Origin of the sequence: Brevibacillus sp. HB1.2 (assembly GCF_013332495.1) — a bacterium.
In the GTDB taxonomy this organism is placed as follows: domain Bacteria; phylum Bacillota; class Bacilli; order Brevibacillales; family Brevibacillaceae; genus Brevibacillus; species Brevibacillus porteri.
This window is the reverse complement of record NZ_JABMIU010000006.1, coordinates 63,327-88,035: the sequence shown is the minus strand read 5'-3', so window position 1 is coordinate 88,035 and position 24,709 is coordinate 63,327. Positions and strand designations below refer to the sequence as shown.

The following is a 24,709-nucleotide window of genomic DNA, read 5'->3' as shown; positions in this document are numbered from 1 at the left end:
CTGCTTCCTTTATACAACTATTGATTGAGCGACGACTTCAGCTTCTGTACATTTCGTTCATAAGCTGCTTGGCGGCTAGCTAGGATGAATTCATACTCGGGATCCTCGGTAGTGCTCTTCATGAATTTGGTGAACAGTTGATCGAATTCGGCATCCGACTTGGACATCAACAGTTTCGGCAGCGTTTCGGCCCAGAGCCGCGTGTTTTTTTCAAACGCAATACCTTCCTTCGTCGTCGGGTCAGGATCCAGATTTTCGAACTCGCTCATGCTGATCGTCTTGCCCCTCGTCCAATCGGCAATTTGTTTGGAAGGCTCAGCATCCATCCCCATCATCCAAGCTAGCTTCATGTTCGTATCCATTAGCATCCAGTACATATAATTACCGCCATATTTTCTATCGAACGCTTGGTTGTCGGTGTTGAGGAGATGCATGACCTCCGGTAGGAACTGATCTTTGCCGTCTATCGTATCGTAAGTAACGCCCTTCTTTCCTAAGAACAGATCCTTATTTCCCTCTTCGCTGAGCAAATAGCTGAGGAAGGCAATTGCCCGCTTCTTATCTTTGACATTCTTCGAAATGAGCGTCACCGTCCAACCGGAGATGCCATTTCCTGCAAGTGTTGGCGCATCATTCGCATCATTCGCCGGACCATCAATCGCGATATACACCTTATTCGGGTCCTTCTGATACAACTTTTGGTTAATATCTGAAAAATCAGACCACTGATACAGCATGGCAAAATAGCGCCCTTGCGATATTTTTTCATCCTTTTCCCATCGTTTTTCATCAAGAAAGACATCTGTCGGCATCAGCCCATCCTCATTCGCTTGGCGGAACACCTTTAGCCATTTCAGATAGGTTGGATCGCTTCGACGGTCGTACAGCTTGCCGTTTTTCTGCTGCGGAATAGCCAGGAAGTCCTGAAGATACGATTCCAACGAATAGTTGCCAGTTTCCGTAAATTCATGCAGGCCGATCGGAATGAGCGGCTGACCGTCCACTTCCGGAAACTTCTCCTTCGCAGCCTTCAGCGCACCGAGAAACCCTTCCGGCGTGCTCATATCCGGCTTCCCAAGTGCTTCATATATGTCTTTCCGAACAACAAAGGTCTGATTAGACGTAAAAAGCTGACCATATTTTCGATAATCCGCAGGGGATGAAGATGCATTCGGATAGCTATACACATTGCCGTCAGCCTGTGTAAACCAGCTAAGCTTCGCGGGGTCTGCGACTTTAAAGAAATAAGGATCATACTGATCGGCTAGCTCATTCAATGGAAGCACCATATCTCCATTAATCATCTTCTGCACGGCATCCTCGTACCAGCCTAACGTGATGAAGTCAGGGAGCGACCTTGCTGACATCATCGTGTTGAGCTTCTCGCCGGCGTCGCCAGTTGGCACGATAAAGTTCAAACTCACGCCCGTCTTCTTCGTTATATAATCGGAAACGACGTTTCCTCCCCACTTGCCGGTGAACCAATCGAAGTTGATATACCAGTCAAACGTGATCGGTGTTGTGTCCAGCTTCCAGGCAGGCTCATCCGGAGAAGGCTTTATTTGAGATGCATTTGCCACCACAAGATTAGCGTTCGAGTTCGCATGATCCTCAGCAGTGCCATTGCCCGACGTGTTAGTGTTCCCGGAACAAGCCGCTAACGTCCAACAAATCATCAGAGCTAGTAATAGCATTGCTGATTTACGCATTTTATCCATCCATATTTCTCCTTTGTCTGTACAGCGGTGAAATTAATATCCTATTATTGTAATATATCCTTCTAGTATAAAAGTTACTGCAAGCAGAAGGAAAGAGCCCACGCTCACATTATATGCAGGCCAGATTTCCTATGCCGACAACGCGAATAAGCGAGCATGACAAGGAAATATTCCTTCGTCCTGGCTCGCTTTCATTAGCTATGAAATTCTAGTTATAATTCATAATCTCCAGCGTAGTAAGACACTCTTTCCAAATACCAAATGCGCCTACCGGTACGGTGTATATGGAAAACATTTACTTGATTCCTATCATAGGGCAAAATAAATTGGAAAACAACTTCTTCCTCTCTATACATTGTATAGCTAATATCTATATATCCAGCACGCTGGCATCTATCTATCTATCTTCCCTGCCGCCTCTTTCTAAGGAAAACACCCTTCAGCCGTTGCATAAAACTTCTCTGGGTGAGAAGTTGCTCCTATAGAGCTGTTTGGTATCCACGAAGCTTCGCTCGATTGTATCTTTTCTTTTTCGGAAAAGGTTTCTATAGGGGTTGGGAGGTAAATCTAGGTAGCGTTTAAGCCTCATAATGCCCTATTTGCGATGGCCGTAGCCTGCAAACTTTTTTGATTATTCTAGAAAAAAATCGATACATTTTTGAACAGAAGGATTATTGTAATGATACTTTTTAAAAATAAGCTTGATCTCACGAACAGGCGTTGGAGCGACGAGACGAATCATTTTCAATTGCTGACCAGAAAAGTTTTCAATTAAAGAAGTAGGCAAAATAGCTACCCCCATCTTATGCAGTACCATAGAAAGAAGAATTGCCGTGGAAGTTGACTCAAACTTTGATTGCAAGGATTTGGCGATTTTAGCGCTGAATGTATGAAGATGCTCGATTAAACTTATATCCCCAACAAATAAGGGAGATTCTAAATCTTCAAGCTCTTGAAAAGAAACAAAGGTTCGATCTGCCCATGGATGATCTGCATAAACGACCAATGCTTGTTCTTCTTTATACAGGTGCATCAAATGAATTTCTTTATTTGGATTATAATTGTCGGTAATGCCAATATCGATACTACTATTCAATAATTGCTGTGATGTATTTTCTGCACTGGTAAATTTGAATGTAATGTCAGGATACTGTTCATGGAATTTCAAAAAACGGGGTGCTAAACAAAAAAAGTCCATGGGCGAAATCCCTATCGAAAGTTTATTTGCCCGAGCATTGCGTAACTCGTAAGTTTCTTTCTTCGATTCTTCAATGAGCCTCATCACGGAAAGAGCTTTTTCGTAAAGTATTTCCCCGTCAGCTGTAATCTTTACCCCTCTACCAACTCTCTCAAACAAAGGGGTTCCAACTTCTACCTCTAGAGAACGGATCTGTTGACTTAACGTAGGTTGAGAAGTCATTAAAACTTCTGCCGCCTTAGTAAAGCTTCCTTCTTTACAAATTTGAATGAAACATTCTAATTGCCTGAACATGAAAGATTCACCTCATCCTCTCTTACATATGAATTCATCTCTTGAATGAATATGCGTGCAGTGGACCTCATAGTAACGGAATTAAGATATACAAGAGATATTTCCCAATAAGGAGTGTGGCCTTCTAATTTGACAATACGCAAAGAATCGTCCCATAGATTTTCGAGCAAAGATGTTGGTATAAGAGCTGCTCCAAGTCCATGACGAACCCAATGAATCAATACTGAAGCGGAGGACGTTTCTATTTTCGACTTCAAGGTAAAACCACAAGAGAAACAATACATATCAATTAATGATTTGTTTTGTTCTCGGAACATGATCGAATTCATTTGCTTCAAAGATCGAAAAGGAATCGAAGATTTATCTGCCAAAGGATGTTCTGAGTGAATCAATAGCGCCATTTCTTGTCTATACAAATAAGTTGAAATGACCGAAGCATTAGAAACCGGATATGCAGTGATTCCAATATCTACCTCTTGCTCCAAAACTTTTTTCTCGGCATCTTCTGCATCGATAATTTTCAATAAAATATTCGGGTACTTTTGGTGAAATCTCATAAAGTAAGGAGCAAGATATTCAAGTTCAGTAGGACAACATCCAATAGAAATTGTTTCTCTAGATTTCTTGTTTCGGCCATTTATTTCATTTCGCGCCTCCTCAAGAAGATTCATAATAGCGTTGCCCTTATTCAAGAGAATTTTTCCCGCTTCCGTTACTTCAACTCCCCTACTTCCCCGATCGAACAATTGAATATTATACTCATCTTCCAAAACCCGCATTTGCTGACTTAATGTAGGCTGAGTCACACCTAATTCTTCTTTAGCTTTGGTGAAACTTCCTGATTTGCAAATTTGAATAAAATATTCAAGCTGGCGCAATTCCACAGTGTGTCCCCCCTTAGTTAGTCCAAATTAGGAAAGTGAAGATCAAATACAAACTTTCACCCGTTCATTCATTAATCGTCTGTCCGAACCGAACAAGCGGAGTGATGAAGGGAGGGCGAAGGTGTGCTGCGCCACTCCCGTCCACTTACCCCTATGCCCCTTGCTTACTTCCCCCAATCGTCAGAGAAAGTAGTTCGCAAAGCTTGGCTATTCGTATTGTATAGTCGATGGTATCGTCATCGATTATCTCCTTTAATTCGTCATTACTCGGGAGATTCCACGATTTCATTCAGCAGCAAGTCAACGCGATACCGTCGCTTCATGGCTTTTTACCCGTCGAATCCGTCGTTGTCGTAGTCGTGTTTGAACTGGTCGTCGCCGGCATGTCCTTCGCGTTGTGGAGCTTGATCCTCGGTCTTGGCATAGAAGGCCTCCCGTTTCGCAATTCAGCAAAAAAATAAAGGCGGGAAAGCACCGGCGCACTTATGCATTTGCTGGAGTGTTCACCCGCTGGTGGTGATGAGCGTGATCGTGGTAATTGCTGGACTTTGTTAACATTATATGAGGAACCTGTCATGTAATATATCCGCTAGATTTCAGGTGAAGGTCACTAGATTTTAGGGTTGGTGCGTTGGGAACACTATGTGTGTGGTCTACTATGAGCCTCTCGGACTCCCTTCCTGCTAGTAATCATTTCATCTTTTGGACTTATAGATCACTTTGTTACGGGTATAAAAAATTTTCTTTTCGTGCAGGGTAGGGTCTTCCCAGTCCCCTGGAGCGAGCAGAAAAAGATGTTATCTAAACGAGTCTGAAATAACAAAAGGGAACCCGACAGGTCCCCTTTGTTGATAGGTTGTGACATGAATATGATTGTTTGCCCCAGACAATGGACGATTAAAGCAATAAACCAATGTTGGACAAACGGGAGCGACTTTCCAAGAATAAAAACCAGCTTTTCATAGCTGGTTTCTTTGTTTAGAAATAGTCATTATATAATTCTTGCTGCTGTTCCTCTGCAATGTTCTGTAAGTCATATGCGTTAATTCGAAAAAACTGATAATCGCCCATATCTGATTTTTTTGCGGCGAGCTTACTTAGAAATTTCGGCGAGCCTTCGTTTTCTTCATCGTAAACTAACAAGATACCGTCTGAATTGGATAGCAAGAATTTGTCTTTCTCTCCAAGCTGCCAAACACCCTGGTAAGGTGTTTGATAGACACTATTGATATAATCGGCTTGCATCACAATATTTCGGTAGTAATCCTGGGTCTCTTCTTTCCACTTTTCCTCTTGATTTAAAAACGGAGTAATTACCGCCAGTTTTAGATGTGGATAGTCCTTTTTCAATTCCAGAACAGTTTCGGCTGCCCACATTTCTACCCCGAGTTGGCCTGATATGATGACCCATTCCAATTCTTCCTCAAGGAATCTTACGAGTTCCCGCTTCAGTGCTTTCTTAATAATGGCTAACCCCGGATTTTTTTCATCGAAAATGCCAAGCTCGTGAGCTTTGTATCCTGAAACAAATAAACGTTTTAACATGTTGCCACCTCTAGTTTAAAAGAACGCTAGCAGATAATAGATTTCTTTTCACTCGCTGTCTATTCATTCGTGTTACGTCTCATTTTTTCTTATCTTATCACAAATGATGTGTTCTAACTGTCGATTTTCATTCTACCTACTCTTCGACCTTACCTGTCAGGGCATTGATAGTGTTAATATGAATTGAATAGGCAAGGACCGGTTTGGCTAACCTCTCACCATTAACGAATGGGTAGATGTATCGCAGTTCAGTGGGTTTCGCCAGCAGGGCCTTGGCTGCTGCATCTATGGAGACAGCCTTCCTCTTATCCGGGAGCTTGGCGGGCTTTTGGTCGAGGCTTTGATTGTACCATGTGATTTTCCCCGTTTCTCCATTTACACCCATACCACTGCCTCCTCGGTAGTCCAAAGGAAGTCCCTCAACAGATGGCACAAACGTTACTACGTACACATGTGGATTCTGCGTACCAGGATGATTCACCCTGTAGTAGAACTCCTTTTCTTCCCGTTTGAGATAGGTTTGCAGGAACTGAACAGCTTTCTCAAGAACCTGCTTTTCCGACAATGTTGCCTTCCCTTTTTGGGGTTGGCCGTTCGCATAGCTTTGAAATCCGATCACAACGTCATCCTTCGTAAATAAAAACTCTTTTTCATCAGGGGAAAAATAAACACTTTCCTTCTCGCTATTGCCGCCGTTGCTGTTGAAGGTCCTACCCTTCAGGCTGATACCAAACTCGCTTTCGTAAATCCGCGTTGCCTCCTGCTCATTCTTCACCTTTACTACCTTTCCACCAGGCGTGAGGGAGATTGGTTTCCACCTCCAGGTTCTGTATTGCCGATCAGTGATCAGCTCAGCTCCTGTTACTGCGTCCACATAACCGGAGAATACAGCGGAGTAGACGAGATCGGTCTGATTTTCACCAGTCTTGTACATGAGTTGCAGTAGGGGTGGGATACAGCGACTGAGCTGATCTTTCTTCATCGCCTGGGCTGGAGGAAGGAAGTCAGCGGGATTGACGTTGGTCAGCGTGTTTTCACCTGCCGAAACGCCGGTTACCTGTCCCGCACTGTTTACTGCCACCCGAAACTCATCGCCATCTACCTCGATGCCATTTACATAGCGACGATAGATGACATCGCCTACAGGAGCCCGCGTTACCTCGTACAAGCTGCGCATTTCACCGATCAAGCCCTCCATGAAGGTATCGGCGCTCTTATAGGCCAGCTTATCATCAGGAATTTTAAAATCCTGAACCTTACTATCCCAATAAAACGAAAGCAGTTTCCCGGTTTCTGCATGGATATTGGCTCTGGCAAAGATTTCATTATTTTTTTCATAACCGATATCGTACACAGGCTGGTCTTTCGTTTCCAAGGTAATTTGTCTTGATGTGTCATCGAGCGTTGGGAAGAGCATTTGCAGCTTTTGCTCCGTTCGTTTTGCCTTTTCGCTTAACTGATTTTCCTGAAGGTGAGCGGCTGCTTGTTGGTTCCCTGTCTGATTTGCCATGACTGTGTCCGAGGCTGGTGACAGGAGCAGTGTGGTTGTTAGTACGCAGCTTGCTAGTACAGGATAACGCCTTTGAGAGGTCATACGTCTATCCTCCATTTTTTCTTGAAGTTGAAGCTTACACAATAAGACGGCGCTTGGCAAAAATTGTCACATCACTCGTGGAATCGCCTCATGCACGATTCAAATTTTTAGGTAGAAACGAAATTCATTGCTCTGGCTTTCCATGGTGATCAATCCATATCCTCCAAATAATCTAATTGGACAACTATCCCTTATTAAATTCAAATTCGACCAATTTTTTGCAAAAAAAATGTTCCTGCATGAGGAACATGTGAAATGACATCCCGTATACGGATTATATTCGAGCGGCATATTGAACGACCCACCGCCGTAGCTGCTCGTTGTTGTATAAGTCGTCTCTTCATAATGTATCGTAGTTGGTTCAACTGTAAAGCTTATCTGAACGTCTGGACCATCCGACTGTTTCGATGGGGTTGAAGGCTTTTTGACCGCTTTCTTTGGTTGTTTGCTAGAAGCCGTCTGCACGGCCTTTGTCGACGACTGCTTTTTCGATTCAGGCTTGCTTGCTGCCACAGGTATGCATTGAAACCTAGCAATGCTACCTTTAGCGTGATTCCTGCCGCTTTTGAGCATGATCCCTTGAAAATGAGGTTTGATTGATAGCAATCTCTGGTTCTAATCACGGATAAATGCTTCTAGCAAAGCAATCATTTCTCGATTCCCCAACATTCTTGCTTCTGCGATCGGACTCCCCAACTTGGTCGGGTGCTCTGGGGCATACTGTGTAGCAAGAAGAGGATCAGCTCCATGTTCCAATAACAACTTTGCAATATGTAAGCGGTTATCTTGAACTGCACGCATTAGTGGTGATCTAAAGTTCTGATAATTCAAATCAGGCTCAGCGCCATACTTAAGTAATTCGTTTACCATGTCATAATTATTCTTTGCTACTGCTAAGGTGATTATGGTGAACTGATCATACAGTAAGTTCGGATTTGCCCCGTTTTCTAGAAGTAACCTCGCAAGATCAAGTCGGCCGTTTGAAACTGCTGTTTGGAGTACAGTACTCTTGAAACCTCCTTTAATTTCTATCAGTAAGTTCGGATTTGCCCCGTTTTCTAGAAGTAACCTTGCAGCATCAAGGTGGCCGTTTGAAACTGCTAGATCGAGTGCAGTACTCTTGGAACCTTCTTTCACTTCTACATATGCATCAGGGTCCATTCCAGCTTTCAAAAATAATTTTAGAATATCTAATTCATTCTCAGAAGCGGCATCAATGAAAAATAGTGCGTTGAATTGAGGAACTAAAGCCTCTAATTCTTTTCTTGCCTGTCTTGCTTCATCAGAAGCCATCTTATCATCTGAAATGGCTACAATTTTAACATTCGGGCCAATTCTTACAATTTGTTCATAATCGAGATTCATAGATACCTCGGGTTCTTGAAGAGTATTTATTGATGGCTGCTCCACCTCACTAGGTACTCTATAATTAGGATTGCTACTAGCAGTATCTTCTTGCTGATTTGGAAGTTCTTGATTATCTTCAGGCTCCGGTTCCTTAATAAGTAGTTCCTCATTAACAATCGTTTTCTGTTGTTGATTAGTAGAAGTGAAGGCTGGCTTTGATAATGAATTCGAACCTGTCATATTTTGTATGACAATCGTCCATATACTCACGCAAATCACCAAAACTGAAGCTAGGAGTAAACTCCGTTTCATTTTTATTGACATATCTTTAATACCTCCTGATTAGGTAGATTATACCATAATCAGGAGTCATTTCCGTTCATAACGCAGCTCGACTAGCTGCACTATATTCAGATTGAACAAAATGAGATAGCATCAAAACTTTTGAATTTAGGGAAAATAACAAAGAAGAAAAGGGCCCTTATAAGGCCCTTTTTTCATGCTCCGAACATCCGTGTTTCTTGTCTGCTATTCAGTTACCTTCTACTCTTTGTTCAACTGATGAAAGTGGGTAAACAGCTGATCGCAGTCCTCACGCTTCTCGACCTTGATCATGTTCAAAACGCTCGTATCCTTACCGGAAAAATAGTCGCGCAGATGCTTATCCGAAAAACCATTCTCATGCGCATCCTCCGCAGTCGAGCAGTAATGAACGACCTTGATGCCAGACCAAATGATAGCCCCCACGCACATCGGGCAAGGCTCGCATGTCGCGTAAATTTCGCAGCCTGTCAGATCCATCGTGCCCAAGATCTTGCACGCTTCACGAATGGCTACCATCTCTGCGTGCTGGGACGGGTCCATATCGGCCATCATGCGATTGCTGCATACGGCGATGATTTCGTCCCCTTTCACCACAGCCGCTCCAAAAGGTCCACCGAGCTTGTTGTTCATGCCTTCTATCGTTTTTTCCACTGCCAGCTTCATGTAATCCATTGTCTTGCACCCTCCCTCAAGAGGCCTTTATTTTACGATGTGTGTCCCTGCTTTGTTCGTAATGGCATCCTTTAAGCTCTCTGGGTTCGTAATGATCACGCTTGATCCGTTTTTCTCCAAAAAGCTCAGGCTGGCCTCGATTTTTGGCAGCATGCTGCCTTTTGCGAAGTGCTCTTCACGAACGTATTGATTCGTTTCCTCTACGGTGATGCGCTCCAGCGCCTTTTGATTCGGCTTGCCAAAGTGAATGCATACCTGCGGGACACCTGTCGTTATGATCAATGTCTGTGCATCGATTTGCTCTGCCAGCAAGCTGGTAGCAAAGTCTTTATCGATGACAGCATCAATCCCATCGTACGTATTTTCGCCCGTTTTCACAACCGGAATACCGCCGCCGCCAACAGCGACTACCACATATCCCGCTTCGATCAACGATTTGATAGCGTCTTTTTCCACGATGTCGATTGGCTTCGGGGAAGGAACCACTCTTCTGTAGCCACGACCGGAATCCTCGATAAATACCCAGTCCGGATGCTCTTTGCGCATCTCTTCCGCCTGCTCCAGTGTGAAGAAGGAGCCGACTGGCTTCGTTGGATTTTCGAAGTTCGGATCATCCTTGCTGACTTCTACCTGTGTGATGACGCTCGCAACCTTTTTGTTAATTCCTCTTTTGGCGAATTCGTTGGTGAGTGCCTGCTGGATTTGGTAGCCGATTCCCCCCTGCGTATCCGCCACGCAATTGACTAGCGGGATCGTAGGCATCCCGGACACTTCATTGGCAATTTCGCATCTTTGCAAAGCAAATCCAACCTGCGGTCCGTTGCCATGAGTAACGACAACGTTGTAGCCTTCTTGCACCATATCCGCGATATTTGCCGCGGTTTCACATACGGCTTCATATTGGTCTTGAATGGTATTGCGACCATTATCTTTCACTAACGAGTTGCCGCCGATAGCAACAATTACGAGTTTTTCCACTGGGCACTTCTCCTTTGGTTAAGATACTTTTGCAGTGGTTTCACGCTGCGTGATCGCACTTGATTTGTTCCATTTATAACTCAATGCATAGAGAACACTGGAGATAATCATCCCGCTAAGGAAAGCAGACTTGCTGATGTTTGCCAATAGTGGCACATTTGGCAAGAAAGAGCCGGATAGCGTAATCAAGAAGCTGACAATCAATACGCCGCATGCCACCATATTAACGCCGTTTTTGTATTCTCCGTTTTCACCTGGTTTTACGTAGATGCTGGATAAATCCAGCTTTCTTTTTCTTTCAATGAAGAAACTAACCAGCATGATCCCCGTAATCGGACCGTACATGGAGCCGATAAAGCTATAGAACATATACAGCGCGGCGGTACCATTCACCAGCTTCCAAGGTAAAATGACAGTCCCCAATACAGCTGTTAAGATAGCCGCTGATTTCACTGTAAACATTTTTGGAAGAAGCGCTGTCATCTGTAGACCAGATGGAAGCAAATTCCCAAACACAACATAGCTCGTCGAACCTATATTCAGTGCCAGCAACAAGACAATGACGGCAACAGGATTCCCAATTTGATCAATGGCAGCGACGACATTAAAGTCTTTGATGCCAAACGCAATTTGCGTTCCAACCAACAATCCTACACACGTAATTCCAAACAGGATATAGGATGTAATCATTCCAAGCGGCAGACCAATCATCGGAGCTTTCGGGTGTTTTGCCCTTTGCGTAAGGTCTGCAATATTTACAATCGGGCCACCCCAGTTCGATACCAATGCACTTACACATGCGATAAATACAAGCCAATTCTCCATCGGTTTGGCAGGAGCATAAGCAAAGATCAGACCAAATCCGCCAGCAACGCTGATCGCCCAAATCGCTGCACCTACAATGAAAATATAGATGATCGGGGAAGACCATTTACTAAACAGACTGAGAATTTTCATTCCACCTAAAAACAATCCAACTGTAATGACCCAGAGGATCACATAAGAAAGCATCGTCGGGAAATCTAATCCGAGAAAATCAAAACCTGGAACCATATTCATATAACCAGGGAATATTTTCTCAAAAATGACATTAAAGGATTGTGCGCCAATAATTGTTTTTGTCCCAAAAAACACAACACCAGCGATAAGCCCGCGACATATAGCAGGAATGATCGAGCCTTTTACACCAAAAGAGCTGCGCAACAGCATCGAATAGCCAATCCCGTATTTCTGTCCCGCATAGCCATTCAACACATAGCCCGCCGAAACAATCAAGGCAGCAATCATGACTGCCCACAAGACTTGCGGAACGGATAATCCGAGGACAAAGAATCCGGCTACAGTCATGTACGACATGAGATTATGCACAGCGCCCATCCACACGGTCACGTAGTTAAAGGTGCCCCAATCTCGATTTTCGGAAGTCTTTGGCAAAATATCGTCCGCGTATCCATAGGACTTGAATTCTTCATATGATTCCTTTACGTTTGCCTGTCCCATGTTCATTCACCTTCCTCATTCAACCCAGCTTTCGCAACCTTCTTTTGCTGCGAAAGCTGAGTCACCTAGGATGAAAAGCAATTAGCTAACCGTTTCCGTTACTGCGAGCAATGCTTTTTCAAAAGCTTCCATCGGTGGATACGTAATACCCGCACCGATCATACCGATCCCTGCGTCTTTATGCGCAATGGCAGTGTTGATAATTGGCAGGATGCCCGTTTGGATCACCTGACGAATATCGATGCCTGTTGCTACACCTCGGAAGTCCAGGAGAGGAATCGTGACGTTTGGATTTTCTGCTGTCGTGATTTCTTTCATCGTGGTGGAGAAACCGATCGCTTCTTCAACCGTACCGCCTACGAGCGCAACAATTGCTGGAGCTGCCGCCATCGCGAAGCCGCCGATACCGTACGTTTCTGTAATCGCACTGTCTCCGATATCCAGACCGGAATCCTCTGGCTTGTAGCCTGCGAACATGGGACCGATTACCTTTTGAGCAGGTCCTGTGAACCAAGTGTTGCCAGCCATACCACTTACACGGATACCGAACTCTACGCCATTACGCGCCATTGTGGTGACAATCGTGCTGTTCTCGATTCCATGTGCTGCATCCAGCGCGCATTTGCACATCGCCATCCATGTCGGACCGGAGAAGTAATCGCTGCTTGCTACGAAATCGAATACTTCGCGTTTTTGTTCTTTGGTGAAATCTGTCTCCAAGATGTACGGAGTCAGTGCTTGAATCAACAAGCTCGTACCCGCGTTGTTGCGGTTGTGGCATTCATCGCCCATGTGCAGCGCTTGCGCCAGCATGAGACGCAGATCGATTTCACCTGCAATCTTCATCGCATCACGCAGCATTGGTCCCAATACATCGCGCATCCAGTTCAGACGGGCGATGACACTTTCATCGTTGGCACCCATGCGCAAAATTTTCGCCATTTGCTCACTCAGGTTGGTATACGCGACATTTCCGTACGTTTTGTTTTTGACTACATGCATGAACATCGAAGCGGATGTGACACCTGCCATGGAGCCAACGCAGTTATGCTCGTGGCATGGAGAGAACGTGATTGCGCCGGAAGCAGCTACCTGTTCAGCTTCCTCGATGTCTTTTGCCAAGCCCTCGAATACGATTGCTCCGGTTACGGCACCTTTCATCGCGCCGCACATTTTGTCCCACGTAATAGGCGGACCCGCGTGCAGAATCGTGGTTTTTGTCATGCCTGGCACCACATTGATCGCTTGGTCGAAGCCAACAAGCATCGGCTGGGAGTTGATGATGCGCTCTACCGCCAGCTTGTTTGCCGCAGCGATTTTATCAGCGACAGCAGCGTTTTCTAGTCTGTCGAGAGCGTTGATCAGCTCAGGCTTTCCGCCGCCTGGAGGCTTCCAATCCAGATGAGACGCATTCGCATTTTGCTTGATGATATCGTCTTTGAAAAACTCGATCCCTACGTTGATCGCATGAATTTTTCCGTTAAACAGCTCGTTGATTTTGCTCATGATTATTCCCCTTTCGCAACAAATTCTCTAGCAAGAAGACCTGCATTCGTACTGCTGCTCGCAATCGTTACACCCGCATCCATCAGCTTTTTCACTTGCTCGTCGAAGTTAGGTGTATCGAGGTCAGTCCCCAGCACGTAGCCCAAGATTTCCAGGTGTTTGCCTTCTTTTGCTGCTTGTGCTTTTGCTTCGATGATCGCTGGCAGCATGACACCAACAGGATCTTCGTGGGAACCGAAGCCCAGGATGAAGTCCATCAAAATCACGCCGACGGAAGGATCTTTTGCTTCTTCCAAAAATCTCGCGATGCGCGTGGAAGGATCGATCATCGGGTGCGGCTTGCCATTTGTAAAGTCGTCATCGCCCATGTCGAGGAAAGTGTGAGCCTTGCTCTCATGGATATTTTTCAGCTTGTAGTCTGCTTTCTTTTGAATGTTGCTGTATACGTCTTCATACTTGTCCATCGCGAGGTACATCGCTTCATCGCACAGTGTACCGCCGCAGAACAGACCTCGAACGTATTTTTGCTCAGGTGTCAGTTTTGCCCGAACTTCTTCAATCAGTGGCCAGTTGAGGGCGCGCTTGTTGAGCTCGTCTTCGTTGGCACCTGCCAATACAACTGCTTTAATGGCTGCTTCCTTACTCGTTTTTGCAAAATGCCCGCCTGCTTCCAGAACTGGCGTTTCTTCTCCACCAATGAAGTACACAACCACAGGCTTTTTGCAGTTTTTCACTTGCGCCAATACTTTTTCCTGAACGCTCGGTGCTGGTGGCTTGGAAATGAGCACGATAACCTTTGTCGCCTCATCCTCTTCCAATGCTTTGATTCCGTCGAGCATCATGATGCCGCCGACTTGCTCGGAGAGGTCGCGGCCGCCTGTACCGATCAGCTGCGTGATACCGCCGCCGAAGTCGTGAATGCGCACGCTCACCTCTTGGCTGCCTGTGCCCGATGCACCTACGATGCCGATGTTGCCTTTTCTCACGGCATTTCCGAAGCACAACGCTACATTGCCGATGATCGCCGTCCCGCAGTCAGGTCCCATCATCAAAAGGCCTTTTTCATGCGCGAATTGCTTCAGAGCGATCTCTTCCTCAATGCTCACGTTGTCGCTGAACAGCATGACGTGCAGGTCGTTTTCCAACGCTTTTCTCGCTTCTCTCGCCGCGAACGCGCCGTTTACAGAGATCACAGCGAGGTTCGCCTCTGGAATGCTGGCTGCCGCTGAATCAATCGTGGAGTATTTGATCTCCGTTGCGGATTTACTGCCGCCTTTTTTCTTGAACAGTTCATCGATGGCGATGAGAGCGCTCTCGCACAGCTCGTCTGTCGCCGCCTTCACCACGATCATCAGGTCGCTCGTTTTCGCTGCTTCCAGCTCAGGTGTGAGCAAGCCTACGTTTTTCAATACCTCTTTGTTCATGTCGGTGCCCATCGCAATAACCGCTTGTTCGACACCTTCAATTTGATTTGCTTTTGTAGAGAGAGACATCAGGGATACCGAGTCAAAATACGTGCTTTGCTTGATTACGACTTTGGTAGACATACGTTACCTCCAGCTTCTAGATTTCGTTCCAAACCACATAGGATGCCAAGCAGGATATCCGTACCCGACGACGAGCCGATCCCGATGATTTTGTCTAAAGCAGGGACAAGCTCTTCCATGGAGCCGGACACCATGCATGAAAGTAAGTCATTTAGCGACTCTCTTACTTGTCCATGGGCTGCTTTTTTCAGCGTGATCGCACTGATTTCGTTCGTTAATGCTTGGGACCTACGGACGATTTCATCGAAAAATGGGCATGACAAACAAGAGGAAATGTTTCGCATTTTGTATACACTGCACAATCCCACTAAAAAATCGTCACCTGAGGGTGTTAACCCCGGCCCCAGTCCGATAAGACTTATCGCATGCTGAGTAGCTGACTCTATGCGGTTGTTCGCCAGATCGTCGGAAAGCATGCCTGCACGCTGGATCAGCATACGGGACATCTCTTTCTCAAACGGACTGGCAGGGTGGGAGGACATTTTCATGCCCCCCGTCTTGCCGTATACGTCCACGTAGTTTTTCGTGAACGCCACATTTCTGCGCAATACATCTACGCCTTCTATGTCACAAGGATAGGAAGGAAGCTCACCTTCCCACTTTGTTGCTTGCTGGATCCATATTCGTAAATTCGCTCCGATAACGAGCGTGTTATTTTCGGTCATAACCGGAGCGTTAGTTGACAGCCCCAGCTCTGAAAAGCCTTTTCTATCAATGATGAGCGTGTTCGGTGCATTGTCTAGCTGATAGTTTCCAATGGTGTACAATTCCCCGTTTTCGCTGCATGTCAGATTGATCGTCCGCTCAAAAATACTGTGTACGGTCCCGCTAAAGTTTGCTCGTGCCAATCGCTCAAGGAAACCGGCATCGCCAGACAACGCCTGGATGTACATGGGACGCTTTACTTTGCTCCTGCTTCCAGCAAGATTTTTTCGATCTCGGTGTAGCCTTTTCTTCTCGCAAGCTCAAGCGGTGTTACGCCGTATTTATCTACCATCTGCACATTGCAGCCATGCTCAATCAACAGCTTGATGATCGTTTGTTGCTTCTCACCGCCATCATTGAGGATGATCGCTTCGATGAGTGGTGTCCAACCCACAAAGTTGGTATGGTTTACGTTGATGTCAGTCGTCGTTACGAGCTCACGTACGATGTCCACATGGCCTTTTTCGCACGCTGGTGTAATCCCTACTCCTCCAAAACGAGTCAACAGCTCCAGGTTTGTTCCTGCCTTGATCATCATTTTGACAAGCTCCAGCTTACCGTTGATGCATCCGAACAAGAACGGGTTGAAGCATGTCTCATCCTGCAAATCTACATCTGCACCCGCCTCTACCAAAAACGATACCGCTTCCAATTTGTCATTCATGGCAGCAGTCAGAATCGCTGTACGCTTTTGTCTGTTTCTTGCGTTGATATCTACGCCCTGCTCCAAATGCTTTTTCAGTGCTTCGATATTCCCCTCAGCCGCTGCCTCGAGAAATGCTTGTACTACGCTTTTGTCTGTCATAGTAAGCCCTCCATGATCTCGTGATTGAACAACCCGCCAAGATTGGCTGAGCGCTTGCTCTTTAAAAAACAATTAGACAAGCCCTCGTACTTACATCATTATTTTAGACATGGTGAATGGAATCGTCATTGTGTATCGAAACTAAAAAAACTGAGGTTCACTTGTGCACATTGCACAATTACAGGAATCCCTTTGTGGCAAAGGAGTGAACATGGTGCTGACCATCAAAGATTTGCTTACCATTCAATCCATAGACGGCATCAAAATCATCGCCGGAGAGCAAGGCATCAACAACATTATCTCCATCGTCAATATTATGGAAAACCCGGATGCTTTTGACTGGCTGTCTTCCAACGAACTTTTGCTCTCCACCGGGTATATTTTCAAGGACAATCCTGAATTACAAAATAAAATCATCAAAGAGCTGGCGGAAATCAACTGCTCCGGGCTCGTAATCAAGATGCATCGCTATTTCGATCAAATCCCGCAAAACATGATTGAGCATGCCAACAAGTACGGGCTGCCGCTCTTGGCCCTGCCTTTTGAATACACGTTGTCTAAAGTGATTGCCATTATTAACGAAAAAGCCTCTGGGCGTTATGATTTGTTGAACCGCAAAACATTGGACATGCATAACGCACTGTTTCGCATTGCGCTGGAAGGTGGCGGACTGGATCGCATCGCTTCCGAGCTATCTGAGACGATCAACAACCCGATCCTTATTCTGGATCAGGACTGGCATTTGCTTCATTACACAGAAATCTGGCACAATCCGATTCCGCTTGACTCCTGCCTGACCTTGATCAAAAACAGACCTGTTTTTACCCGTGACTTCACGGAGTCCGTCCCGAAAAATATTAGCCAGATCAAAAAGTCGATCAAGCGTATCTACCATGTAAAGGATGATGAGATTAAATGCAGGATTCTACCTGTTGCTGTGGCCAATCACATCTATGGATACATCGTCGTCTGGCAAACCATTTGGGAGCTAACTGAATTTGACTACATTGTGCTGGAACAGGCGTCCACCATCGTGGCGCTGGAGCGGATCAAGGCGAGGGAAATCGAGGAAGTGAAGCTGAAGATCAGACAAGACTTTTTCGATGATCTATTAACGGGAAAAATCACGTCGGCTGATTCCCTTCAAACGTTGTGCGATTTACACGGGCTGCAATCGAGCTACATGTATTTTTGTATGGTTATTAATATCGAGCCGGTTGAGCTAGAAAATTTGGAGGATATAATCGATCGCAAGTACGAGCTGGATCGGATCGCCAAAAAATGCGTCGATCTCGTCTATGACCATTCGAGCAAAGCTCCTGGAGAAATCACCTGCTTTTATCGAAACAATCGGATCATCATCCTTATCGGACAAAATGAGCAAAAACCCGTGGTGTCTGCAAGTGAAGCCAAACAATTCGCCAATGAGCTGTACAGCGCTCTCGTGGATAAAATCAAGAAAACCTTGTTCTTTATTGGGGTAGGACGTCAGTATAAAAACATCGCTTCGCTTCATAAAAGCTTTTCCGAAGCACATGAAGCGATCCGCCTGATGCAGAAGTTCAACAGCAAGGGCGACGTCTCTCATTTCGATGATTACTCCGTCTATCATTTCCTGGATTCCAACATTAAGGACATTGAACTGGAAGACTTCTTTTTGAAGCGACTGGGGAAACTGTACGAGCATGATCAAGAGTTCGGCACGAGCCTCATGGTGACTTTGGACAATTACTTTCTGTACAATCAAAACGTCAGTGAAGCGGCGAAAGCAATGTTCATTCACCGCAATACGTTTATTTACCGGATCGAAAAGATCAAAGAGATTTTGAACATGGATTTGAAAAACTCGGAGGAGTTGCTTCAAATCCAGCTGGCGCTCAAGATCGGCAAGCTTTTGCACAAGGAGTAGAGCTCGAAGGAGCGTTGTCTTCCTGCTGCTGTGGTCGGGTGGAAGGCGTGCCACATGTTTTCCAGTCGCCTGTATCCTCACTTTGTTCGGGCGGTCTCCTTCCAAACATGTGACACGCCTTCCCGTACAGCTGTTTGTTTTGCCCGATTAGTTCTACTCGTAAGAAGTAGGGGCTTATCGAAGATTTCGCTAAAATACAAAAAGAGCCTCTTCAAAGAGGCTCTTCCTTTTTAGTTTTGAATGTATTTTTCAAAGACTTTCCCAAAGTCTTTCACGACATACTTGTATCGGATGTCTTCCAACCAATCGAAGGTGTATTGGTTGATGGACTTGAATTGTGAAGCTACGTCTGCTTGCTGGCCTGTTACGCGGCCCAGTGTGCTTTGGGCGACGTGGAGGCTTTCTTTTGCATGCTGGAGCGCGAGTTCGTTATCGTGCATAATCGATGCGATCTTCACAAGAGCTTTGTAGAGGTCTTTTAGCTCCTCCAAATGCTTTTTGTTGACATCGATCGAGTAGTGCTCATTGCCCATGGTGAACTTGATTTCTACATCCAAATCGACGGTCCCCGCTGTTTCCAGATACACGTCAGAGATCGGGTGTGTATGGTAGGAATAGCGGCGCAGCATGCGTTTTTTGCTGGTGGCACTCGTTCCATCCAGATGAACTAGCCCCAGATTGGTGAAGCAATACTCGTCGGACTTTGATTTGATCAAAAAATAAATTTTCTCATTGTCCTCGTGCATGATGTAATCATCAGCATCCACCTTGTCGTAATCTGCTGGTTTTACCACGATTCCCACATTGCTCAAGCCAAGCGCATCTGCCGCAAGCTTTCCAAACATAATGAAACATCTCCCCTCGATATGTACGGTCTAACCTTATCCATTTATACGTGTGTGGGGAGACTTAGTTGCAAACAACTACTGCGCTTCACCCAGTTTTTTGAGGAGGCCTGCAAGAACATCAAAATCAAATTCTTTTCCGTTCCGTATTTTGATGGTCTTCCGGTCAGCATGATCAGACTTCTCAAAAAAGCCAGCTGGAGCATCCAGATTCGCCGCTTGAAACAGCGTCACATTAATCCAATCCTTTGCCGGAAAATACACACATGTCTGCTTGCCCTGAATGGCATAAAAGGCTTGTTTATACTTCACCTGCTCTTCTACATTCGGGATATTTTCATGGATGAGCTGGCGAATCCGCTTGCAAACTTCTACCTGAGATTCATTGGTTATGTTTTGGATATAATCCGTTACTTGCTGATTCATGAATAGTCCTCCGCTTCCCAAAAGTGATGGTGCTTCTAGTCTTTATGATAATCGACAGATGCAATAGGAGGCTTCTTCTCGATTGCTATTCTATTGATTACAGCCAGGTCGTCTTTTCTTCCGCCGCTACCCGACTCGTCTCAGGCGCATCTGCCTCGGGATAACCAATGAACAGCGTGCCCACGACCTTTTTATTTTCAGGCGATCCGAGGAATTGCAGCAAGCGCTCGTCGCGAACCAAGCCGACTCCTCTTGTGCGCCATACCATGCCAAGTCCGAGTTCCTTCGCTGCCAGCCACATGGAGTGAATCGCGCAGCAAACCGCGTACTCATTATCCTCTGAAGATGCTTCATCTCCTGGGATCACATCAGCAGTCGCGACAATGACGAGCGGTGTTTTTTCCAGGACGGCCAAGGAATCCTGCACGAGATTCGGCTTGGTCGGAAAACGCTCCAGCAAAAATTCCTTCGCGATTTCCTCAAACCGCAGCTTTGCTTCTCCTCTGATCACGTAAAAATGCCACGGCTGACGCAAGCGGTCATTCGGCGCTAACACTGCGCAATCTAGCAGCGCTTGGATTTTTTCTGTTTCTACTTCTTTTGGAATATAGTTACGCACGGCTCTTCTGCTTTTGAGTGCCTCTAGTACGGACATATTGGTTCCTCCTCGGGTGTACCATTTTCTTACTGATCCCACTCATTATATAAGAGCTTGTCATGATCGTATAGGTATCCATCAACGGGAATGAATCGCCAAATGTGCTTGGTGTTCATCTTCTTTCGCCACGTAGATGTCATACTGCTTATGGTCTTGTTCTTGGGGCAACATCCCCATGACTCCCCCTAAATGACGAACTGCTTGAGGGTGACTGCGTGTCCGAAAACGAATGCCATGAGCACTTAGCTTGTTTACCACGCGGATGTATTCTTCATGACCAAACGCGGTGTGTATCAAGCACTTGTACTTGGAAAAAAGGGTGAAAAAAAAGTCTATCATCCGCTCCACTCGCCTTCCTTTTTGTAGTATATTCCAATTATTGCGGAAAAGAGAGGGGCTTTCTACTATGCATCGAAAGAAAGTATTCACAGGTTCACCTTGGGAACCGGTTGTAGGCTATTGTCGCGCAATCCGAATCGGCGACCGGATTGAAGTGGCTGGCACAACCGCCATGAAGGACGGGGAAGTCGTTGGTGTGGGCGATGCCTATGAACAAACGCGGTTCATCCTGGAGACGATTGAGAAAGCATTGCGAGAATTAGATGCCGATTTGTCTCATGTGGTCAGAACGCGGATGTTTGTAACGGATATCAGCAAGTGGGAAGAGATCGGAAAAGCACACGGGGAGTTTTTCCGCGAGATTCAGCCTGTCGCTACGATGGTTGAGGTCAAGGCATTGATTGACCCGCGTCTGCTCGTTGAAATTGAAGTGGAAGCCATTATTTAGCATGCTGGTTAGTTGGAAGCGGACCGACGACTTTTCCTGTCGATCCGCTTTTTGCTTTTTCTACGATTGTGCAAGCTCCTCAGGAATATCAAGACCTGCCTTTTCCGCTTCTTCGATGTGCTTTTTCACCAGGAGCTCGTCCGTAAATTGTTCTTCATTCCGGTAAATCCTTGCCAGTTCGAGATGCGCATGCGGGTAGTTTCTTTCCAAAGCAGCGTGAAAATAAGTGATAGCGGCGTCGATATTTTTGGCTGTACCGTAGCCATTATAGTAGAAGATCCCCAAATTATAGGCACTGATATCGCCGCCTACTTCGTAATCTTGGTGATAATAATGCAGCGCCTTTTCGTAGTTTGCTTTTGAATCGTGAAGATAGCCAAGCCAACCATAAACCGGCGAGCCCAATAACTCCCCCTGCTCATAATGCCAGAGGGCCTTGTCCAAATCTTGCGGCACCAGTTCTCCGTCATAATAGATGGCGCCCAAATTGTTGTGAGCCAGCGCATGACCGTGTTCTGCCGCCTTGCCCATCCAGTACATTGCCTGATCGGCATCAGCTTCCGTGCCTACCCCGTGTCGATAGCAACAGCCTAATCCATTCATAGCATGGTGGTTGCCTGCCGCAGCCCCTAATTCATACCAGTAAAAAGCTTTATCAGCATCCTCGAAGCCTTCTCGACTGTAATACATATGCGCAAGGTTGTTCATGGATGGGGCATAGCCCTTTTTAGCAGCAAGCGTATCGTACAGAATGGCTTTCTCATAATCACCTGCTTCATACGCTTCCATGCCCAGATTGTACAACGTTTCTACTGGCGTGTACTGATCTACACTGTCAACATCGGATTGCTCCCCTTTGGCATAGGCCAGCAGTCGCTTGCGAACCTCAGCATCAAAATAATAGCTGGAATAACGATCTTCTACATCCTCCAGAACGAGCGTTTTCTCTGCCCTCGACAGCCCATACTCGCTTACTACATAAACGTCGTGACCCTTGAGGGCATAAGCAAAACCCCCGACAAATGCCTTTTTCACCACCAAATCGAATTCAAAATCACTCCATCGCTTTTCCGGCGATAAGGCAATGCTCCATAATCCATTTTTCTTCAAAGCATACGCATCCTGATGCAGCCGAAAAATATTCTCATAATCGTCTAAGGGGAATAACCATGCTGGCTGAACGGCATCTCCATAAAAAACGCCTAGCTTTCCATCTTTTTTGGCCAGCACCTGATTGCCCTGCCTTGTCTCCGTATAAACCTGCAAATCAATCAGTTCATCGTATTCATACGGCAACAGAAGGCTCTCCTGCTGCTTGCCATAAGCGGCGTACCTCTTTCCCTTGCGTAGAACAAGTAGATTCGGAAAATGGGTTTGCCGATTCAATTTATCGAAGCCGGATGCGCCGACAGCGCCGTCTCTTTTGTACAAGGTGCTATGACTTGCATCCTTATGTGGTTTGACGAGGATAAGCCCTTCGTCGATCTGTTCCACCGCCGCCAGAGGGAATTCCCCGATGTATTTCCAATATTCGTTAAAGATTTTCTGATTTTTCCTACCTTTAACCGCTGTATGGTAAAATCCGTCCCCACACTTGAAAGCTTCTTCATGCTCAAAATCTATCGTTACAAAACCAGCTTCCCCCAGCACGCCCCATTTTCCGTCTTTCTTTGCCGTATAAAATCGTTGGTAATCGAGCGGTTCCAATTCTTCATAGTCGGTAGGGACAATTGTTTTGCCTTCCAGATTGATCAGACCATATCGATCGTTTCGTTTGACGATGGCACCAGCAGAGCCGTATTCAAAATCGTAGGCATCCTCCCACTCCAATGGAATGACAATTCTCCCGGATTTATGTACATAGCCGTATTTACCATCTCGGGCGACCACAGCGAGATCTTCGGAAGCGAAATCGTAAAAGGCATCGAACTGAGGAGCGAGCAATACGTTTCCCTCTGCGTCTTTTAGACCAAGCAAGCCAGCTTCCTCAAAAATCTCCACGTCGGAATGCTCTTCATAAGGCTGCCAGATGTGTCCCCAGCCGTATTGGTAGTCCTCATAATTGAGCACCTCGGCAAAAGAACGAAAGCCTGGGTTCACGTCCATCAATTCGGAGTAGTTCAGCAATGAGATGTCATCGTTGTCCATTGCCTTTGTCATGATCTCGTTGTTATGGGCAATATTGGCGCGCAAAGTTTCCGCCTGCTCGTCATGAGGGATGTCATCCATATTGAATACATCCCAGGCATCGATGTGAAAATACGGAAGCGTTCGTTTTTCCAGATAGCTCAGAAGCTGATTTCTCGCATATAAAAATGCTTCTTTGTTACGGATTAGCCCTTCCTGTCTCTCCAGAAAATCGTAGAATCGCTTCACGTTTTCGATGCCTGTCTGCGCGTCGTAATAGAGTCCAGAATTGTCCGGCTCGGTATGGTTGTTATAATTGTTTCCGGCGATTGAACCACCTTCTATGAAGAGCGGCTGCAAGAGTAGTGGGACCTCATAGCCCCATTCCACCATCATCGTGTCGTTGTCTTGCGCTTGAGAGGGCTCACTGACGTTATATACATAGACTCTGTGTGACATGTCTTCTCTCCCTTTGATTTCCACTTGCACTTGATCACATTGTAAGCAAATCTAGCAGGGCAAAACAATCCGACTGATGTTCTATCCAACGAAAAAGGCTGACAAGCAAAAATCATGCTGGTCAGCCCTTTCTACTTTTTAGATTACAGGTCAATGAGAGGAATACTTCCACCCACACTAACCGGCTCGATCGCCTTGCCCGCTGACCGCACCAAAGTAAAGTACTCATAGCAGCCAATGACACCAAAGTCCCCATCGATCACACCCGGATAAGCGCGATTCACGGAATACTCCTGACTCAAGTGAGCCTTCAGCGCCTCTCCTTTTTGTTTCCGATAGCTCGAAATATCGACCTTGCCTGTAATCGGAACTGCTGGCTTTGGACCATGATCCGGGCAATGATCGTAGTAGTGCGGGATCGAAACATAGTACAGATCAGGATATTCTGCGGGAGTCAAGCTCGCCTCCGCTTGTTCGACCGCTCGCGTCGTCGCCTCGCACGTGACGATATGATCGGGATGACCCGTTACCCCGTCCGGCGGAAACGTCACGACGACATGGGGCTTCCATTCCTCTATCGCTTCCCGAATCTTACCCACCAGCTCATCCAGATCGGCATTTTGCAAGGAACCATCCGGGTACCGGAACAAGTCAAGACGACTGATTCCGAGCACTTCCGCCGCTGTTTTCAGCTCTAGCTCTCGATGTTTTGCCAGCTTGACTCGGCAATCGATATCGAATGGACCACTGCGTCCTTTGCAGCCGGAGGTAATGCACAAATAGCACGTTTCATGTCCGGCGTCCTTGCACTTTGCCAACGTTCCCCCGCAGGCAAAAGACTCATCGTCCGGATGTGGAAAGACAACCATTACTTTTTTCAT

21 protein-coding genes are annotated in these 24,709 nt (G+C 46.0%); 2 read left to right on the top strand and 19 right to left on the bottom strand.

What is annotated here, in order from left to right:
- Positions 1 to 17: 17 nt before the first annotated feature.
- The 13 genes from HPY28_RS16350 to HPY28_RS16290 form a co-directional block, all read right to left on the bottom strand.
- On the bottom strand, positions 18 to 1,718 hold the full coding sequence (locus HPY28_RS16350; RefSeq protein WP_017252134.1) for a type 2 periplasmic-binding domain-containing protein: 1,701 nt from the start codon (positions 1,716 to 1,718) through the stop codon (positions 18 to 20).
- Between the two features lie 631 nt (positions 1,719 to 2,349).
- Positions 2,350 to 3,210, bottom strand: coding sequence for a LysR family transcriptional regulator (locus HPY28_RS16345; protein WP_017252135.1), 861 nt, complete (start codon positions 3,208 to 3,210; stop codon positions 2,350 to 2,352).
- Entirely contained in the window at positions 3,195 to 4,094 is a 900-nt protein-coding gene (locus HPY28_RS16340) for a LysR family transcriptional regulator (RefSeq protein ID WP_017252136.1), read from the bottom strand. The genes HPY28_RS16345 and HPY28_RS16340 overlap by 16 nt, the downstream gene beginning before the upstream one ends.
- 978 nt (positions 4,095 to 5,072) lie before the next feature.
- Complete coding sequence (locus tag HPY28_RS16335; RefSeq protein WP_017252138.1) at positions 5,073 to 5,639, bottom strand: SLOG family protein; 567 nt, start codon at positions 5,637 to 5,639, stop codon at positions 5,073 to 5,075.
- Positions 5,640 to 5,775: 136 nt separating this feature from the next.
- On the bottom strand, positions 5,776 to 7,233 hold the full coding sequence (locus HPY28_RS16330; protein ID WP_017252139.1) for a YcdB/YcdC domain-containing protein: 1,458 nt from the start codon (positions 7,231 to 7,233) through the stop codon (positions 5,776 to 5,778).
- A gap of 615 nt (positions 7,234 to 7,848) precedes the next feature.
- Positions 7,849 to 8,904, bottom strand: a complete 1,056-nt coding sequence (locus HPY28_RS16325) for an ankyrin repeat domain-containing protein (RefSeq protein WP_173624015.1) — start codon at positions 8,902 to 8,904, stop codon at positions 7,849 to 7,851.
- A 219-nt stretch (positions 8,905 to 9,123) separates the two neighbouring features.
- A complete protein-coding gene (locus HPY28_RS16320) occupies positions 9,124 to 9,576 on the bottom strand; it encodes a nucleoside deaminase (RefSeq protein ID WP_174230949.1) in 453 nt (150 codons plus the stop codon).
- A gap of 27 nt (positions 9,577 to 9,603) precedes the next feature.
- On the bottom strand, positions 9,604 to 10,554 hold the full coding sequence (gene arcC / locus HPY28_RS16315) for a carbamate kinase (RefSeq protein WP_174230948.1): 951 nt from the start codon (positions 10,552 to 10,554) through the stop codon (positions 9,604 to 9,606).
- A gap of 18 nt (positions 10,555 to 10,572) precedes the next feature.
- On the bottom strand, positions 10,573 to 12,054 hold the full coding sequence (locus HPY28_RS16310; protein WP_174231018.1) for a cytosine permease: 1,482 nt from the start codon (positions 12,052 to 12,054) through the stop codon (positions 10,573 to 10,575).
- Between the two features lie 81 nt (positions 12,055 to 12,135).
- On the bottom strand, positions 12,136 to 13,560 hold the full coding sequence (locus HPY28_RS16305) for a YlbE family protein (protein ID WP_173624018.1): 1,425 nt from the start codon (positions 13,558 to 13,560) through the stop codon (positions 12,136 to 12,138).
- A gap of 2 nt (positions 13,561 to 13,562) precedes the next feature.
- On the bottom strand, positions 13,563 to 15,107 hold the full coding sequence (fdrA, locus tag HPY28_RS16300) for an acyl-CoA synthetase FdrA (protein ID WP_174230947.1): 1,545 nt from the start codon (positions 15,105 to 15,107) through the stop codon (positions 13,563 to 13,565).
- Positions 15,089 to 16,000: an oxamate carbamoyltransferase subunit AllH family protein gene (locus HPY28_RS16295; protein WP_173624020.1), complete on the bottom strand. Its 912-nt coding sequence runs from the start codon at positions 15,998 to 16,000 to the stop codon at positions 15,089 to 15,091. Before HPY28_RS16295 ends, fdrA begins: the two co-directional genes overlap by 19 nt.
- An 8-nt stretch (positions 16,001 to 16,008) precedes the next feature.
- The gene (locus HPY28_RS16290) at positions 16,009 to 16,617 is read right to left on the bottom strand and encodes an ankyrin repeat domain-containing protein (RefSeq protein WP_017252147.1); all 609 of its coding nucleotides are present in this window, start codon (positions 16,615 to 16,617) and stop codon (positions 16,009 to 16,011) included.
- Between the two features lie 214 nt (positions 16,618 to 16,831).
- Here HPY28_RS16290 and HPY28_RS16285 point away from each other — a divergent pair, with 214 nt between their 5' ends.
- On the top strand, positions 16,832 to 18,526 hold the full coding sequence (locus HPY28_RS16285) for a PucR family transcriptional regulator (RefSeq protein WP_017252148.1): 1,695 nt from the start codon (positions 16,832 to 16,834) through the stop codon (positions 18,524 to 18,526).
- A 230-nt stretch (positions 18,527 to 18,756) separates the two neighbouring features.
- Here HPY28_RS16285 and HPY28_RS16280 read toward each other — a convergent pair whose 3' ends face one another.
- The 4 genes from HPY28_RS16280 to HPY28_RS16265 all read right to left on the bottom strand — a co-directional run bounded on the left by HPY28_RS16280 (position 18,757) and on the right by HPY28_RS16265 (position 20,794).
- Positions 18,757 to 19,371, bottom strand: coding sequence for a PH domain-containing protein (locus tag HPY28_RS16280; RefSeq protein ID WP_173624021.1), 615 nt, complete (start codon positions 19,369 to 19,371; stop codon positions 18,757 to 18,759).
- 78 nt (positions 19,372 to 19,449) lie between these two features.
- Positions 19,450 to 19,797 (bottom strand): DUF1801 domain-containing protein, encoded by a 348-nt coding sequence (locus HPY28_RS16275; RefSeq protein ID WP_017252150.1) that lies wholly within the window; start codon positions 19,795 to 19,797, stop codon positions 19,450 to 19,452.
- Positions 19,798 to 19,894: 97 nt separating this feature from the next.
- Positions 19,895 to 20,452 (bottom strand): nitroreductase family protein, encoded by a 558-nt coding sequence (locus HPY28_RS16270; protein ID WP_064202701.1) that lies wholly within the window; start codon positions 20,450 to 20,452, stop codon positions 19,895 to 19,897.
- Positions 20,453 to 20,533: 81 nt separating this feature from the next.
- Entirely contained in the window at positions 20,534 to 20,794 is a 261-nt protein-coding gene (locus tag HPY28_RS16265; RefSeq protein WP_174230946.1) for a hypothetical protein, read from the bottom strand.
- Between the two features lie 67 nt (positions 20,795 to 20,861).
- Here HPY28_RS16265 and HPY28_RS16260 point away from each other — a divergent pair, with 67 nt between their 5' ends.
- Positions 20,862 to 21,242 (top strand): RidA family protein, encoded by a 381-nt coding sequence (locus HPY28_RS16260; protein ID WP_174230945.1) that lies wholly within the window; start codon positions 20,862 to 20,864, stop codon positions 21,240 to 21,242.
- Between the two features lie 60 nt (positions 21,243 to 21,302).
- Here HPY28_RS16260 and HPY28_RS16255 read toward each other — a convergent pair whose 3' ends face one another.
- Together HPY28_RS16255 and HPY28_RS16250 are read right to left on the bottom strand one after the other, a co-directional pair.
- On the bottom strand, positions 21,303 to 23,828 hold the full coding sequence (locus tag HPY28_RS16255) for an SEL1-like repeat protein (protein WP_174230944.1): 2,526 nt from the start codon (positions 23,826 to 23,828) through the stop codon (positions 21,303 to 21,305).
- Between the two features lie 143 nt (positions 23,829 to 23,971).
- Positions 23,972 to 24,709, bottom strand: coding sequence for a PIG-L deacetylase family protein (locus HPY28_RS16250; protein WP_174226040.1), 738 nt, complete (start codon positions 24,707 to 24,709; stop codon positions 23,972 to 23,974).